The sequence below is a fragment of the Parasedimentitalea denitrificans genome (assembly GCF_011813015.1).
Taxonomy (GTDB): Bacteria; Pseudomonadota; Alphaproteobacteria; order Rhodobacterales; family Rhodobacteraceae; genus Parasedimentitalea; species Parasedimentitalea denitrificans.
On the sequence record NZ_QHLQ01000018.1, the window covers coordinates 69392 to 82765 of the forward strand.

Annotated in this window: 22 protein-coding genes; 17 read left to right on the top strand and 5 right to left on the bottom strand. The window is 55.2% G+C overall.

Features of this window, described 5'->3' with window-relative positions:
• Positions 1 to 119: 119 nt before the first annotated feature.
• Positions 120 to 242, top strand: a complete 123-nt coding sequence (locus DL239_RS21815; RefSeq protein WP_255456305.1) for a hypothetical protein — start codon at positions 120 to 122, stop codon at positions 240 to 242.
• 171 nt (positions 243 to 413) lie between these two features.
• Here the strand turns inward: DL239_RS21815 and DL239_RS16270 are convergent, their stop codons facing one another.
• Entirely contained in the window at positions 414 to 920 is a 507-nt protein-coding gene (locus DL239_RS16270) for a hypothetical protein (protein ID WP_167685163.1), read from the bottom strand.
• 446 nt (positions 921 to 1366) lie between these two features.
• Between DL239_RS16270 and DL239_RS16275 the strand changes: the two genes are divergently transcribed.
• Positions 1367 to 2182: a DUF2189 domain-containing protein gene (locus DL239_RS16275; RefSeq protein ID WP_167685164.1), complete on the top strand. Its 816-nt coding sequence runs from the start codon at positions 1367 to 1369 to the stop codon at positions 2180 to 2182.
• Positions 2183 to 2285: 103 nt separating this feature from the next.
• On the opposite strand, the gene DL239_RS16280 is transcribed toward DL239_RS16275, so the two are convergent.
• Positions 2286 to 2798 (bottom strand): ricin-type beta-trefoil lectin domain protein, encoded by a 513-nt coding sequence (locus DL239_RS16280; RefSeq protein WP_167685165.1) that lies wholly within the window; start codon positions 2796 to 2798, stop codon positions 2286 to 2288.
• 298 nt (positions 2799 to 3096) lie between these two features.
• On the opposite strand from DL239_RS16280, the gene DL239_RS16285 reads away from it, so the two are divergent.
• The 15 genes from DL239_RS16285 (at position 3097) to DL239_RS16350 (ending at position 11355) form a co-directional block, all read left to right on the top strand.
• Complete coding sequence (locus DL239_RS16285) at positions 3097 to 3531, top strand: hypothetical protein (protein WP_167685166.1); 435 nt, start codon at positions 3097 to 3099, stop codon at positions 3529 to 3531.
• A gap of 143 nt (positions 3532 to 3674) precedes the next feature.
• Positions 3675 to 3827: a hypothetical protein gene (locus tag DL239_RS21525; RefSeq protein ID WP_206188489.1), complete on the top strand. Its 153-nt coding sequence runs from the start codon at positions 3675 to 3677 to the stop codon at positions 3825 to 3827.
• A 40-nt stretch (positions 3828 to 3867) separates the two neighbouring features.
• On the top strand, positions 3868 to 4170 hold the full coding sequence (locus tag DL239_RS16290; RefSeq protein WP_167685167.1) for a hypothetical protein: 303 nt from the start codon (positions 3868 to 3870) through the stop codon (positions 4168 to 4170).
• Positions 4171 to 4227: 57 nt separating this feature from the next.
• Positions 4228 to 4728, top strand: a complete 501-nt coding sequence (locus DL239_RS16295; RefSeq protein ID WP_167685168.1) for a hypothetical protein — start codon at positions 4228 to 4230, stop codon at positions 4726 to 4728.
• 162 nt (positions 4729 to 4890) lie between these two features.
• Positions 4891 to 6405, top strand: a complete 1515-nt coding sequence (ffh, locus tag DL239_RS16300) for a signal recognition particle protein (RefSeq protein WP_167685169.1) — start codon at positions 4891 to 4893, stop codon at positions 6403 to 6405.
• A complete protein-coding gene (locus tag DL239_RS16305; protein ID WP_167685170.1) occupies positions 6402 to 6740 on the top strand; it encodes an NIPSNAP family protein in 339 nt (112 codons plus the stop codon). The genes ffh and DL239_RS16305 overlap by 4 nt, the downstream gene beginning before the upstream one ends.
• The gene (locus DL239_RS16310; RefSeq protein WP_167685171.1) at positions 6740 to 7279 is read left to right on the top strand and encodes a GNAT family N-acetyltransferase; all 540 of its coding nucleotides are present in this window, start codon (positions 6740 to 6742) and stop codon (positions 7277 to 7279) included. The genes DL239_RS16305 and DL239_RS16310 overlap by 1 nt, the downstream gene beginning before the upstream one ends.
• Positions 7279 to 7884 (top strand): GNAT family N-acetyltransferase, encoded by a 606-nt coding sequence (locus DL239_RS16315; RefSeq protein ID WP_167685172.1) that lies wholly within the window; start codon positions 7279 to 7281, stop codon positions 7882 to 7884. The genes DL239_RS16310 and DL239_RS16315 overlap by 1 nt, the downstream gene beginning before the upstream one ends.
• Positions 7877 to 8173: a chorismate mutase gene (locus tag DL239_RS16320; protein WP_167685173.1), complete on the top strand. Its 297-nt coding sequence runs from the start codon at positions 7877 to 7879 to the stop codon at positions 8171 to 8173. The genes DL239_RS16315 and DL239_RS16320 overlap by 8 nt, the downstream gene beginning before the upstream one ends.
• Before the next feature lie 96 nt (positions 8174 to 8269).
• The gene (gene rpsP, locus DL239_RS16325) at positions 8270 to 8626 is read left to right on the top strand and encodes a 30S ribosomal protein S16 (RefSeq protein ID WP_167685174.1); all 357 of its coding nucleotides are present in this window, start codon (positions 8270 to 8272) and stop codon (positions 8624 to 8626) included.
• Between the two features lie 4 nt (positions 8627 to 8630).
• The gene (gene bluB, locus DL239_RS16330; RefSeq protein WP_167685175.1) at positions 8631 to 9272 is read left to right on the top strand and encodes a 5,6-dimethylbenzimidazole synthase; all 642 of its coding nucleotides are present in this window, start codon (positions 8631 to 8633) and stop codon (positions 9270 to 9272) included.
• Positions 9269 to 9424, top strand: a complete 156-nt coding sequence (locus tag DL239_RS16335; protein WP_167685084.1) for a hypothetical protein — start codon at positions 9269 to 9271, stop codon at positions 9422 to 9424. The genes bluB and DL239_RS16335 overlap by 4 nt, the downstream gene beginning before the upstream one ends.
• A complete protein-coding gene (rimM, locus tag DL239_RS16340) occupies positions 9417 to 9920 on the top strand; it encodes a ribosome maturation factor RimM (protein ID WP_167685176.1) in 504 nt (167 codons plus the stop codon). Before DL239_RS16335 ends, rimM begins: the two co-directional genes overlap by 8 nt.
• Before the next feature lie 180 nt (positions 9921 to 10100).
• Positions 10101 to 10907: a tRNA (guanosine(37)-N1)-methyltransferase TrmD gene (gene trmD / locus DL239_RS16345; protein ID WP_167685177.1), complete on the top strand. Its 807-nt coding sequence runs from the start codon at positions 10101 to 10103 to the stop codon at positions 10905 to 10907.
• Between the two features lie 112 nt (positions 10908 to 11019).
• Positions 11020 to 11355, top strand: a complete 336-nt coding sequence (locus DL239_RS16350) for a YegP family protein (protein ID WP_167685178.1) — start codon at positions 11020 to 11022, stop codon at positions 11353 to 11355.
• Here DL239_RS16350 and DL239_RS16355 read toward each other — a convergent pair.
• The 3 genes from DL239_RS16355 to DL239_RS16365 form a co-directional block, all read right to left on the bottom strand.
• Positions 11343 to 11882 carry a P-loop nucleotide/nucleoside kinase family protein gene (locus DL239_RS16355; protein ID WP_167685179.1) on the bottom strand — a complete coding sequence of 180 codons (540 nt, stop codon included), beginning with the start codon at positions 11880 to 11882 and terminating at the stop codon, positions 11343 to 11345. The two genes, DL239_RS16350 and DL239_RS16355, sit on opposite strands and share 13 nt — an antisense overlap.
• A gap of 21 nt (positions 11883 to 11903) precedes the next feature.
• On the bottom strand, positions 11904 to 12332 hold the full coding sequence (locus DL239_RS16360; RefSeq protein WP_255456306.1) for a nuclear transport factor 2 family protein: 429 nt from the start codon (positions 12330 to 12332) through the stop codon (positions 11904 to 11906).
• 126 nt (positions 12333 to 12458) lie between these two features.
• A partial coding sequence (locus DL239_RS16365) for an FkbM family methyltransferase (protein WP_206188490.1) occupies positions 12459 to 13374 on the bottom strand: 916 nt, incomplete at its 5' end.

Below are 13374 nucleotides of genomic sequence, written 5' to 3' on the forward strand. Positions count from 1 at the left end.
GTCCAAATAGGCTGCACGAAAGGAAAGCGCGGATGTCTCAGCCGCGTTTACTGTCTGAATATGAGCTCTGCCTCGCCCCGTCTGGTCGCAAAGTGACCCCCCGGTTCGGGAGTCGGGCCATGGCGGTATGGGTCCAAGTGTTTGCCAAGGGTGCGATTCCGTCAAGGGACAATTGCCAGATGGTCAATAAGCCGCGCGATCACCTGCCCGTGGGGGTGAGAACCGATCAGGAAATGATCTAGGAGATCATGTCAAGCTTGAACAGGCGGAGCCCATGCAGGCGATCATGCGGCGGCCTTCGGCCTTGTTCAGCGGGTTACGAAACCTTCAAAGCCACGACCAATTTTGCTCTTTCTGCCCAAGTCGTGAGTGTCAACTGTGCGGGGCTTTCCGCCCTTGGACTTCAGCAATTTTCAAAGGATATCTGGAAGCTCTGCTTCTGGTCTTTCATCTGCTGATACGAACGATATTGGAACACCATCGGGCGCGTTTGGGGTTTCGCTGAATGCGCCGAGATATATCAAATCAGTGTAGTACTGCGAAGCGCCACTTATCTCTTGGCGAGCAGTCATACTCTTTTCGCATGAAATGCTTGCCCGGACATCGAAAGATAACGGTTCTACCGTAAATCCAAAACATCCATTTTGACCTTCATGGATCACATAAATCCCTGACTTATGGCGATATAGGTGTGAGCCTCTCCACCAACCCGTATCTTCAAACAAGTCTTGTTGGATTTCTTTTGCGCCATATTTCACACTAATCGCCCGTGTCCAGTCACTGTGGAAACCGAACATCGACGTCACGGTGTAAGTGACTCTCAAGCCTTCTTGAGGAACAGCGGTTGCATCGTAACTGCGTGGATTGCACCCGGTTGCTACAATCACCGTTCCACCTAACAGAGCAATCCATTTTTTCACTGGACAACTGTTCCTTCCACAAACTACGCAGCGCATTCATTCATAACCTAAGAGAATTCACAATGGGCTCTGACATGCCATTGATTGATCGCAGAGAATGCGAAGTATGAATCTTATAAATGACCCGCTACCCTACCTCACATCACAAAAACCACCCACAACACACCTCAGCAATTGATCCTTGCCAACAAACTTTGGCTGATTAGCATTGCACCGCGGCCTGCAGCTTTGTTCCACGCGTGGCGAGATCTCCAAGGCCGCGACCCATTGCGGTTCGTTCCACCCAAATAGCCAATATCATTTAGGCGGACTTACCTGCCATGCTTGCCTCTTGCCCGCATACCTCAACTGACGCAAACTTGTTTGCGAAGGAAAGATACCTGTTGGACCCTTGGGTCTGTTGGCAAATGGACGAGCACAGCGCCATGCTTTGGGAGGAGCGTGTCATGACACCCAAGACCGAAGGTTCCAGACCACAAGAGAATTTGGCACCACGGCCAGCCATGCCCAAGGTCAATAAAATGACTGCGGGTGATATTACCGCGTCGCTAAAGGCCGGGTTTTCCGACTTTCTGGCGCGCCCCTTCATGAGCGGTTTCTTTGGCTTGTTCTACGCGGTGTTCGGGCTGCTGTTTGTTTGGTGTCTGGTCTGGCTTGGTAAGATCTGGATGATCATTCCCGCCATTATAGGCTTTCCACTGGTCGCCCCCTTTGCCGCCGCCGGGCTATATGAAATGTCACGCCGGTTGCAGAACGGAGAGGGTTTCGGCTGGGTAGATATCCTTGGCGTCATGGCCAATCAACGCAAGCGCGAACTTGGCTGGATGGCTTTTGTCACGCTGTTCATATTCTGGGTCTGGGTTTACCAAATTCGGCTTTGGCTGGCGATCATCCTCAAAAATGCGTCCTTTGGGGATTTTGACGGGTTTCTGAACACGGTTTTCTTCACGCCCGAGGGCTGGATATTCCTTGCAATTGGCACCGGCGTCGGCGCCTTTTTGTCGGCTGTGCTGTTCACCGTAACCGTTGTCGCCATGCCCATGTTGCTCGACCGGGAAACCAATTTTGTTACTGCCATGCTGACGTCCATTCGCGTTGTCACTGAAAACCCAGTGGTCATGCTCACCTGGGCAGCGATAATCTCGGTCACAATGCTGTTGTCGCTGGTTCCGGCGTTTCTGGGCCTGATCTTCACCCTGCCGATCCTTGGCCACACCACATGGCATCTTTATCAGCGGGCCGTGACGCCAGCGGAGGGGTGATCCATCCTGCACCAGCTTGAGAAGGTACGTGTTTTCGTCCGCAGGGGCAGTGCAAACAAAAGGTACATTGGCAGCAATTGCAATTTCGATATGTGTTATGGTTCTATGGCTTGATGACCCATGTTTTAAGGAGATCATCAACTTGCTCGCAACTGACAACCCCTAACGTGCGCGACATAAATGGCCCTGCAGATCGGCTCGCGTCTCCAACAACCAGACAGTTATCCTGATCGCTTTCGGGTCTGAACGTCATTGTGGGTTCATCATATACAAAAGCCTGAGAGGCGGCGTCTTCGCAAGCAACCAGCCCAAGAGGCAAGGTTCCAGAATAACTTGCGCACAGATTATCGAAGGCAACAGACTTGATGTGACCAGTTTCCGGCTCGAAGCTGAATTGAACATCCCCACCTTGCGGCTTGCAAGAATGCGCGTGCAGCTGATCTGAAAGGCCACGTCCGAGGGTGTCGATACACCACCCAAGCCGATCTGCTTCGTCCAGATTGTCGGCCAGATAAATGACGGGCGAAGGTGTCCGCAACTCGGGAGGGGCCGCCTGTACCGGCAAAACGGCCAGAGCAGCGAAAATCCCGGAACAGAGTGTCACGATTGTCTTCATTGTGGGTTAGCTCCCTTGATACGTCGCTTCCTTCAATAAACGCATGACGAAACAGGTTCCGTCGATATTCTCTCAACCAGGTTCAGTTTGCGCATGTATTTTTTGATTGCATGGTCTGTATGGGTCAAGTCCTTGCCAAGGGGGCGATTGTGCCTTTTGTCCGTTCAGGCGTGAAGGTCGTCAGGATTGTCTGAAAATTGATTTTTGCAGCGCTTTAGCTAAATCTTGAAGTAAGGGAGCGATTTCTGTGTTCACCATCTAAGAAGTTGTCGCGTTTTTCCCTTGGGCAGGAGGCATTATGGCGAAGTCGAAACACCCGCCGCTGTTGAAAGCCGCGCTGGCAGACATCGCGAGCATGAAAAAGAACATAGACAAAAACCTTACAACCATGAAAGCCATTGCCAAGGCCTGCGCAAGCACGCAAAGCTCCGCGACCGCCACCAGTTCGGGCTTCAACAAGCAGTACAAATACCTTCAGGACGTCGTTGAGAAGTACGCCACTCAAATCGTCGAAATAGGGCAACTGGAAACAGACTTGGCAGAGGCCAAGGGCAACAAGAAAAAAGAGGCTGAGATCAAGAAGGCGCTGGCCAAGGCCGAGAAAGCGGGCGATGCAAGCCGCAAAGAGTACAATGTCGGCTGCAAATTGATGGCCACTCTTTCACAAGGGATGATTGACCAAGTTGACGGCGTTGCCGCAGCGGCCGAAAAATTTGTCAAGTTCACCACATAACAAAGGTCGCGAGCCCGGCGCCTTTTGGTAGATTTCAGTTCGCTCCATGCCAAACTCTGCAATATCAAACGCCAGCTGAACGGTTTGCAGATTGTGATACGTCTATCGAGTGAAGCCACCACTATGTAAGGCCAATGGGTGGCATGAAACCAACACAAGACCAGTTACTCTATTCCCACTCCATGAAATTCATCCGCAGCTCACCTCAGCAACTGATCCTCGCCAACAAGCCTCGGCTGATGGGCCAATCCATCAGAAACCCTGACGATCTAGCTATTACTGACTTTCGACCATAGACTAATCAGAGAACCGCAGATCATCAGGGAGAACAGTCACATGGACCGTGAAACCTATAAGGATCCACCAACCCGGTGGGAAAAAACCGCCTCTCATGAGGCTACCGGCCGCAGTGCTTTTCAGAGAACCGTGGATTTTATGAACACGGGAAACAACGAAGGCAGTATGACGGTCGAAGTACAGGTGATGGAAAACACCGGTACGATCATCGCGGAAACATCCATGTATATCGAATGGGAATACCACGGCGGCGTGCGGGTAGACTTTGCAACCGACGGTCAGTCCATCACTCTGACAGGGTCAGATGGCGATGTCGAAATCGTTCCCTTGCCCGCCAAGTGATAGCCTCCGCTGACAGACAGTATCCATCCAACAAACGAACAGTTACCCTCGCTCACTATGAAAGTCGTCCGCAACACACCCGAACAGCTGATCGTCGCCAACAAGCCTTGGCTGATCGGCATTGCCTTGATTCTGTTCATTCTGGCCTTTGTCGGCGCCGGATTGCTGGTCGCCACCGAGGAACCCCTGTTCGGCATTCCTTTTGCACTGTTTGGCGGTGGCATCGGCGCGGCTTGCTTTGTTGCCTTTGTACGCCGGGTGCAGGTGATATTTGACTGCGGCAGCAATCTCATCACCATCCGCACACAATCACTCTATACCTATCGCGAAGACACCCACCCCCTGTCACAGTTGAACAAGGCGGTATTGGAAACCACGGTCTCGTCCATGAACAATAGCAATGCCAACACCCTGTATCGCCCCTCGCTGGACATCGGCGGCACCCTGCACCCCATGGTCGTCAGCTATACCAATACCCGCGGTCCAGCCCGGCTGGTCAATGCCGTGAACAAGTGGCTGCAGGCTGCCCCGCTTGACTCTGCCCGCGATCAGGCGTAACGCCTCCCACAACATCCGGAAGAACTGAGTCTTCCGGTCCCTGCTTGTACCAGGGATCGCCCCCCACCAGCGTGTTACGCCCGTGGGGGCAATTGTGTATGGACCCGGCATTCCCTACATAGGGCAGGCCAAAACCGAAACCGGCTAAGGAGGCCGAGAGGCATGTTTGAAAATCTATCCGAACGCCTGTCAGGTGTCTTTGACCGGCTGACAAAACAAGGCGCGCTTTCTGAGGAAGACGTCAAAACCGCACTGCGCGAAGTCCGCGTTGCCCTGCTCGAGGCCGATGTCTCGCTGCCGGTTGCGCGTGAATTTGTCAAAAAGGTCCAGACCGAAGCCACTGGTCAGGCCGTCACCAAATCGGTGACCCCCGGTCAGCAGGTTGTCAAAATCGTTCACGACGCCCTGATCGCCACCCTGCAAGGTGAAGGTGATCCCGGTCAGCTCAAGGTCGACAACCCACCTGCCCCAATCCTGATGGTTGGTTTGCAGGGTTCTGGTAAGACCACCACCACCGGTAAGCTCGCCAAGCGCCTGAAAGACAAAGAAGGCAAAAAGGTCCTGATGGCCTCGCTTGACGTCTATCGTCCGGCGGCGATGGATCAGTTGGCTGTTCTAGGTACTCAGATCGGTGTCGACACACTGCCTATCGTCAAGGGCCAGAACCCAGTTGATATCGCCAAGCGCGCCAAGCAACAGGCGATGCTGGGTGGCTATGACGTCTATATGCTGGATACCGCCGGCCGTCTGCACATCGACGAAGTCCTGATGCAAGAGGTCGAAGACGTCCGCAATGCGGTCGAGCCTCGCGAAACTCTGCTGGTTGTTGATGGCCTGACAGGTCAGGTCGCGGTCGAGGTTGCACAGGAATTCGACGACAAAATCGGTATTTCCGGCGTGGTCCTGACCCGGATGGACGGCGACGGACGCGGCGGTGCTGCCCTGTCCATGCGCGCTGTCACCGGCAAGCCAATCCGCTTTGTCGGTCTTGGCGAAAAGATGGACGCGCTCGAAACGTTTGAGCCTGACCGTATCGCCGGCCGTATCCTCGGCATGGGTGACATCGTAGCGCTGGTCGAAAAGGCCCAGGAAACCATCGAGGCCGAACAGGCCGAGAAGATGATGAAGCGCATGATGAAGGGTCAGTTCAACATGAACGACCTGCGCACTCAGCTGGAACAGATGCAGCAAATGGGCGGCATGGAAGGCATGATGTCGATGATGCCCGGCATGGGCAAAATGGCTAAACAGGTTGAAGAGGCCGGTTTCGACGACAAAGTCCTGAAACGCCAGATCGCTCTGATCCAGTCGATGACCAAGAAAGAACGCGCCAATCCCAAGATCCTGCAGGCCAACCGCAAAAAGCGGATTGCACGCGGTGCAGGCATGGAAGTGTCCGACCTGAACAAGCTTCTGAAGATGCACCGCCAGATGGGCGACATGATGAAGAAGATGGGCAAGATGGGCAAAGGCGGCATGCTCAAACAAGCCATGAAGGGCATGATGGGCAAAGGCGGCGGCATGCCCGGCGCCGGCATGGATCCCAGCCAGATGGACCCCAAAGCACTAGAAGCAGCTGCCAAAGCCATGGGCGGCAAGATGCCCGGTGGCCTACCCGGTCTGGGCGGCGGCATGGGCCTGCCCTCTGGCCTGTCTGGATTTGGTAAAAAGAAATGATCACCTGCACGGTTGTATACGAAATTGACCCCAATCAGGTTGACGTCTTTGAGACGTACAGCCGGGTTTGGATCGGGCTGGTCAACCGCATGGGCGGCACCCATCACGGCTATTGGCTGCCACACGAAGGCGCCAACGACATCGCCCATGCCAAATTCTCGTTCCCCTCGCTGGCAGATTACGAAGCCTATCGCATCGCGTCGGTAGATGATCCTGACTGCCAAAAGGCCTTTGCCTTTGCGAAAACAACGGATTGCATTCGCCGCTATGATCGCAGCTTCACCCGCCCAGTGCTGGACGCCCTGCCTATCGAAGCGCTCGAGGATCTGGCCTGATGCTGATCCCCACAATATCGACCCCACGCCTGACGCTGCGCGCGCCTGAAACCGGTGATTTCCCGGACTTCGCCGCGTTCTATGCGTCTGAGCGGTCGAAATTTGTGGGTGGCCCCGCAACCGAAGAGCAAAGCTGGCGGATGCTGGCAACCGAGCTGGGCCATTGGCCCCTGCGCGGCTATGGCCGTTGGGCTGTTGAAGAAACCGAGACCGGCAAACTGGCTGGCATCATTGGTCTGTGGAACCCCAATGGCTGGCCTGAGCCCGAACTGGGCTGGGACCTAATGAACGGGTTCGAGGGCAAAGGTTACGCGACCGAGGCTGCACTTGCTGCACGCGAGTACGCTTATGACTCCCTCGGCTGGACAACGACCATCAGCCTTGTCTCTCCCGCCAACGACGGCTCGCGCAACGTCGCCAAACGTATGGGCGCGACATTCGAGGGCATGTTCGAACACGAGCGCCACGGCACACTGGAAATCTGGCGTCACCCATCGCCTGAAGACCTGACCGCCGGTGGAATGGAGGCCTACGCCTGATGCCTGCCCAGAACATCCCCACCATCGAAACCAACCGCCTGATCCTGCGCGGCCCCGAGGCCGAGGACTACCCGGATTTCAAAGCCACGTTCAGCTCGTATCGTGCGCGTTTCATGGGCGGTCCGCTGAACACCTATGAGGCCTGGATGCTTTACGCGGCCGAGATCGGCCATTGGCAGATCCACGGTTTTGGCATGTGGATGATCCACGACAAGGTAACAGACGAAACCTACGGCATGGCTGGCGGCTGGATGCCTGCTGGTTGGCCGGAAAAGGAAATCGCTTGGATCATCTGGCCCGATGCCGCTGGCCGTGGCTACGCGCTAGAGGCAACACATGCCGCGCGCAACTACTTCTACAACCAGCAGGGCTGGGATGGCGCGGTCAGCTACATCGACCCCAAGAACCTGGACTCGATCCGCCTGGCCGAACGCCTTGGCGCGGCCAAGGACAAAGACGCCAATACCATTGACGGCAACGACGCGGTCTACCGCCATCCCTCGCCCGACGCGCTGAAGGATAGCCAGATCGCTCATGGCATCGAGATGGAAATCAGCCACTACGCCGACCCGCTGTTCAAACCAAAAGGATGGGCCCTTGACTGACAACGTGACACGCGCTGCGGAGATCCTGAAAGGTCACCGCGAAAGCATCGACCGTCTGGATGCGATCCTCGTCTACACTCTGGGCGAGCGGTTCAAGCACACCCAGGCGGTGGGCAAGCTAAAGGCCGAACATGACCTGCCGCCCTCGGACCCAACCCGTGAGTCCACTCAGATTGCCCGTCTCGAAGATCTGGCCAACCGCGCCGATCTCGACCCCGAGTTCGCCAAGAATTTCCTGAACTTCATCATCACCGAGGTGATTCATCACCACAAGAAGCACCAGGAATAACGAAACAAAGGGTGTGTGCCCGCACGTACCTGACTACGACAACCAAGAATGCCGGTGGAGATACCACCGACACAGCCACTTAAAGGAGAAACTCTCATGGCTATGAAAATTCGTCTCGCCCGCGGCGGTTCCAAAAAGCGTCCTTTCTATCGCATCGTTGCGGCTGACAGCCGTATGCCACGCGATGGTCGCTTCATCGAAAAGCTGGGCACATACAACCCACTGCTGCCAAAAGACAGCGAAGAGCGCGTGAAAATGGACGTTGAGCGCGTTCAGCACTGGATCAGCAAGGGCGCACAGCCAACTGACCGTATCGCACGTATGCTGGAAGCAGCTGGCGTTCGCGAAAAGGCCGAGCGCAACAACCCTAAGAAGGGTACGCCTGGCAAGAAAGCCGTTGAGCGCGCTGAAGAAAAAGCTGCCAAGGCTGCAGACGCCGACGCTGCAGAATAAGATTATGACGGCGCGGAAATCTGAGTTTTCCGAGGATTTCCGCGACCAGCTTGATCTGCTGATGCGGCTCCGGCGCGACGTGCGCCGGTTCCGCGACACACCGGTGGATGAGGCCGTGCTAACCCGCTGTCTCGACGCCATCCGCCTGGCCCCCTCTGTGGGACTGAGCGAACCTTGGCGCATCCTGCGCATTGACAGCGAGACGGCCCGCGCCGCCGCTTTGAAGAATTTTGAGACCGCCAATGCCGAAGCCTTGGCAGGCTACTCTGGCGAAAACGCCAAGATCTATTCACAGCTAAAACTGACTGGCATGCAGGACGCCCCCGTCCAGCTGGCAGTCTACTGCGACGATTCCACCACCAAGGGCCGGGGCTTGGGCGCAGGCACCATGCCGGAAATGCGCCGCTATTCTGTCGTCACTGCCATCACCCTGTTCTGGCTGGCCCTACGCGCCGAGGGTCTCGGGCTCGGATGGGTCTCCATTTTGGACCCTGAACAGTTGAACCGCGACCTGAATGTGCCTGACGACTGGCAGCTGATCGGCTATTTCTGTCTGGGCCACCCAGAGGAAACCTCTGAAACACCGGAACTAGAACAAAAAGGCTGGGAGACCCGCCAAGACCGGCTAAAGATTGAAACCCGATGAGCCTACTGCTACGTCCTGTCCGAACGCTGATGATGCTGGCAGTTGCCTTTACTGCCGGAATATTCTTTGACCGCATGAAACACACAGAGCGCTGTCATATCGCAGGCGGCTCGGTCGTAGCCGGGCTATGCGCAGGAGAAAACAATGAGTGATCTGATTTGCATCGGAGCTGTTGCTGGCTCTTTCGGAGTGCGCGGCGAGGTCCGCCTGAAAAGCTTTTGCGCCGTTCCCGAAGATATCGAAGCCTACTCTCCGCTGCAGAACGAGGACGGCAGCCAAAGCTACACGGTCTCGCTGACGCGCGTGACGAACAATGGGTTTGTGGCCATCTTGGGCGGCATTGACACCAAAGAGCAGGCCGATGCCATCAAGGGCCTGCGCCTGTTTGCCCCACGTGACGCCCTGCCCAACCTGCCGGATGATGAATACTATTATTCTGACCTGACCGGGCTGGATGTATATGACACCGGCGGCACCTTGCTGGGACAGGTCAAGTCTGTGATGAACCACGGCGCCGGCGACCTGCTAGAAGTTCACGGGCCAGGGTTGAAGGACACAGTTCTGCTCCCCTTCACCCAAGAGGCTGTCCCGACTGTGGATATGGTCCAGCGACGCATCATCGCCAATCCGCCCGACGGATTGTTCTGACCAGAACTCTCAATGGGGGCTTTGCCCCCTCACGCCAAAGGCGCTCACCCCCAGGATATTTGGGGCCAGATGAAAAGCGGATCCGCATCTTCATCTGGCTAAAAATATCCCGGAGCGCGAGGCAGAGCCTCGCACTTGCGCAGCCTTTCCTTCCTTCCGTCCCTATCTTATGAATGCGCCATGACCGAGAGCCCAAATAAATCCCATGGCCGCAAGGCCATTCGCCCGACACTAAAGCCACGCGAGCTGATGACGGCGACGCCCGATCTGGTGGGCGTCTGGAAGGCCAAAATCCTGACCCTGTTCCCATCAGCATTCCCCGGTGTGTTGGGTGAAAGCCTGACTGGCAAGGCTCTGCAAGAGGGCTTGTGGCAGCTGGAAACAATAGACCTGCGCCAGTTTGGGCTGACCAAGCACCGCAACGTCGATGACACCCCAGCCGGTGGTGGCGCTGGCATGGTGCTGCGCCCCGACGTGTTGGGCAACGCCATTGAACACGCCATGGAGGGGGTCACCAGCAATCACCCGCTGATCTACCTGACCCCACGCGGTAAACCTATGGATCAGGCGATGATGCAGAACCTGGCCCGGGCCGATGGCGTCACCCTGTTGTGCGGCCGGTTCGAAGGCGTCGATGAACGGGTGCTGGAGCATTACAACATCCAAGAGGTCTCTCTGGGGGACTTTGTGATGACCGGCGGAGAGCTGGCAGCACAGGCGATGATTGATGCCACGGTACGACTGATCCCCGGTGTGTTGGGCAACCAGGCCTCAGCCGAGGAAGAGAGCTTTTCGTCAGGCCTGCTGGAACATCCACAATACACCCGCCCCGCCGAATGGAAGGAGCGCAAAATTCCTGATGTTTTGATGTCTGGTCATCACGGCAATGTCGCCAAATGGCGACACCAGATGAGCGAAGAGATCACTCAGGAGCGGCGCCCCGATTTGTGGGAAGAGTATTGCCGCAAGAAAGATGAAAAACGCTGATCTGACCCAAACATCTCGGTCCACTTTCATCGCCTATCGGCCAAGACGTTGCTGTCTCGCCCTAACCGTGTTTTAGTTCGCCTATACTCAATAAGACATAGGAGCATTACGCGTGGCTGGGAAATTCGAACTATACACCGACAAAGCAGGTGAATTCCGGTTCCGTCTAAAAGCGGGCAACGGCGAGAACATTATGGCCAGCGAAGGCTACAAGCAAAAGTCCAGCGCCGAAAACGGCATCGCATCGGTTCAGAAAAACGCCGGTGATGACGCACGGTACGAGCGCAAAGAGACCTCATCAGGCAAGCACATGTTCAACCTGAAGGCCACCAATGGTCAGGTGATCGGCACATCGCAGAGCTATTCCAGTGCTTCGGGCCGCGACAACGGCATCGAGTCGGTTATGCGCAATGCGCCAGAAGCTAAGATTGACGATCAAACCGACTGATATCTAAGCACCTCTGCCGCAAGTGTCGGCAGATCAACCTGAGCCTCGGTATTCACCGTTATCAAGGCTCCCAGACCCAACGGATACCCACTGGCAAGCACGGCCATGTCTGCTGCCAGATCCGCTGGGTCCCTGTCCTGATCAAGATGTCCGGGGTGCCTGGTTCGGTTCAAAAAACGAGTGGTCGCCATCTCTGGCGAGCACTCGCAATTGACCTCGACGATCCGGTCGAAGTGCTTTTGTACCCACTGCGTTGGAGTTCCGGTATCTTGCAGCCCACAGCTTGGCCGCCAATGTGACACCAGAACAACCGCATCCAAATTCAGCGCACATTGTTGAAACAGTGTATCACTGATTTTGCTGAGCTCCCTGCGCTCATCCCGCGTTTCTGGGAACTGCTCTTCGTAGAGCTCCTCAAGAAAATCATCCTTGTCCAGCAGCGGCAGGTTCAGAAGCTCCGCCAATTGCCTGGCCACAGTGGTTTTCCCACTTGCCGGTAATCCGGTGACAACAACAGCTTGCTTCAATGAACCATCCCCTACCTGGTATTAGCTTTCACCTGTCGGATACGCAGCGCCCTCATCCTGAGACCCCGCCGCAGCCGAGGCATGACGGTGGACCCATTTCCAATCATCACCAATTTTGACCAATGACACCGTCCATCTGACCGGAACCGTCAGGCTCTCGCCGGCGATGTCCAGATGAATGTCCAGTGTCACCGCAACGGTTGCCGCCGTACCGTGCACAGCGATGTCTTTCCACTTCCATGCAAACTGCTTGGCAGTCGCATCGCGGAAATTGCGTTCAAAAACGCCAGCGACTTGGCTCCTCCCTGAACACAACTCATCCGCGCCGGTGCCGATTAAGGATATGCCCTCCCCCTCAACAAAGATCGCCATCAAGCGATCCAAATCTTTAGCGCAATACGCATCTGCGTATTCTTCAAGTGTTGCCATTATTGCATTATGGTCTGTCAAAGCGATCTCCTGCCCTCTGAATTTTAAGAGGTAGCCTACACTTTGATGGCAAACGCACCAGCCATAATTGATACTGGCGGGAACGGGGTTTTCTAGTCCAACTGGATCACAAACCTGTGCCGCATCCTATTTCGGCAATGCAATCAAATCACAAACTCTTGGATACTCTGACTGCTTCAACGTGAATGGGCGCCCATCTGCATGGTGGACCTCATACCCCTTCTCTCGCAGAAGCGTAATTGGCGCATCAATATCCATACCTCTAATCGCATGAATTCTTGGGCTAAATTCAAACAACACGGCCCCGATCATTTTTTGACCCAGCAAGTCTGCCGCACCTTCGATCACTTCCGCCTCAAAGCCCTCTACATCGATCTTCAGTAACCCGATCGGTTCATTGATATGCTCTTTCCAAAAATCATCCAGTTTTTGAACCTTAATTGGAATATGTGAGACTTCCTTGCCCCTATTGTGCGGCCCCAGGCTGTGTATGCCGTGAGACTCGCGTTCAATCAGAGCTGTCTCTCCGTTAAAACTTGACAAAGCCATTTGGAAAGTTTGGATTTTCTCCAGCTTCCGAATTCGAATGTGATCCGTCAGGTTTGCATAATTCCCGGGATGAGGTTCGAAGGCAAAAACCGTACTCGCATCGTTCGCAAAACTCCTGGCCGTAGCTCCACAGTTCGCACCGACATCCACAACGACCTTTCCACTGTAGTCGCAAATTTCCTTCAGGTTAGGCCAATTGTTTGTTGCCCCAAGTGCCTGCCCTTTCGCCAGCTTACTGATGCCTCTTGCTCGCCAAATGACAGGGGTCAGCGCATCGGCCTTTCTGTCGTATTTCAGAAGGGTAATCCCTTCCTGCTTGGCCATGTGACGTCTGATAACTTTGAGCGCAACGTTAAGAATTTTTCGGTTAGCAGCGTCCGCGACGTATCGTGCAATACGGCTTTGTTGCACAAATCGGTTGATGGGATTCACTGTATGAATCCAGCGTGATAGTTGGGGTTCATGAGCAGGTGGACACCGACGACTTACAAGA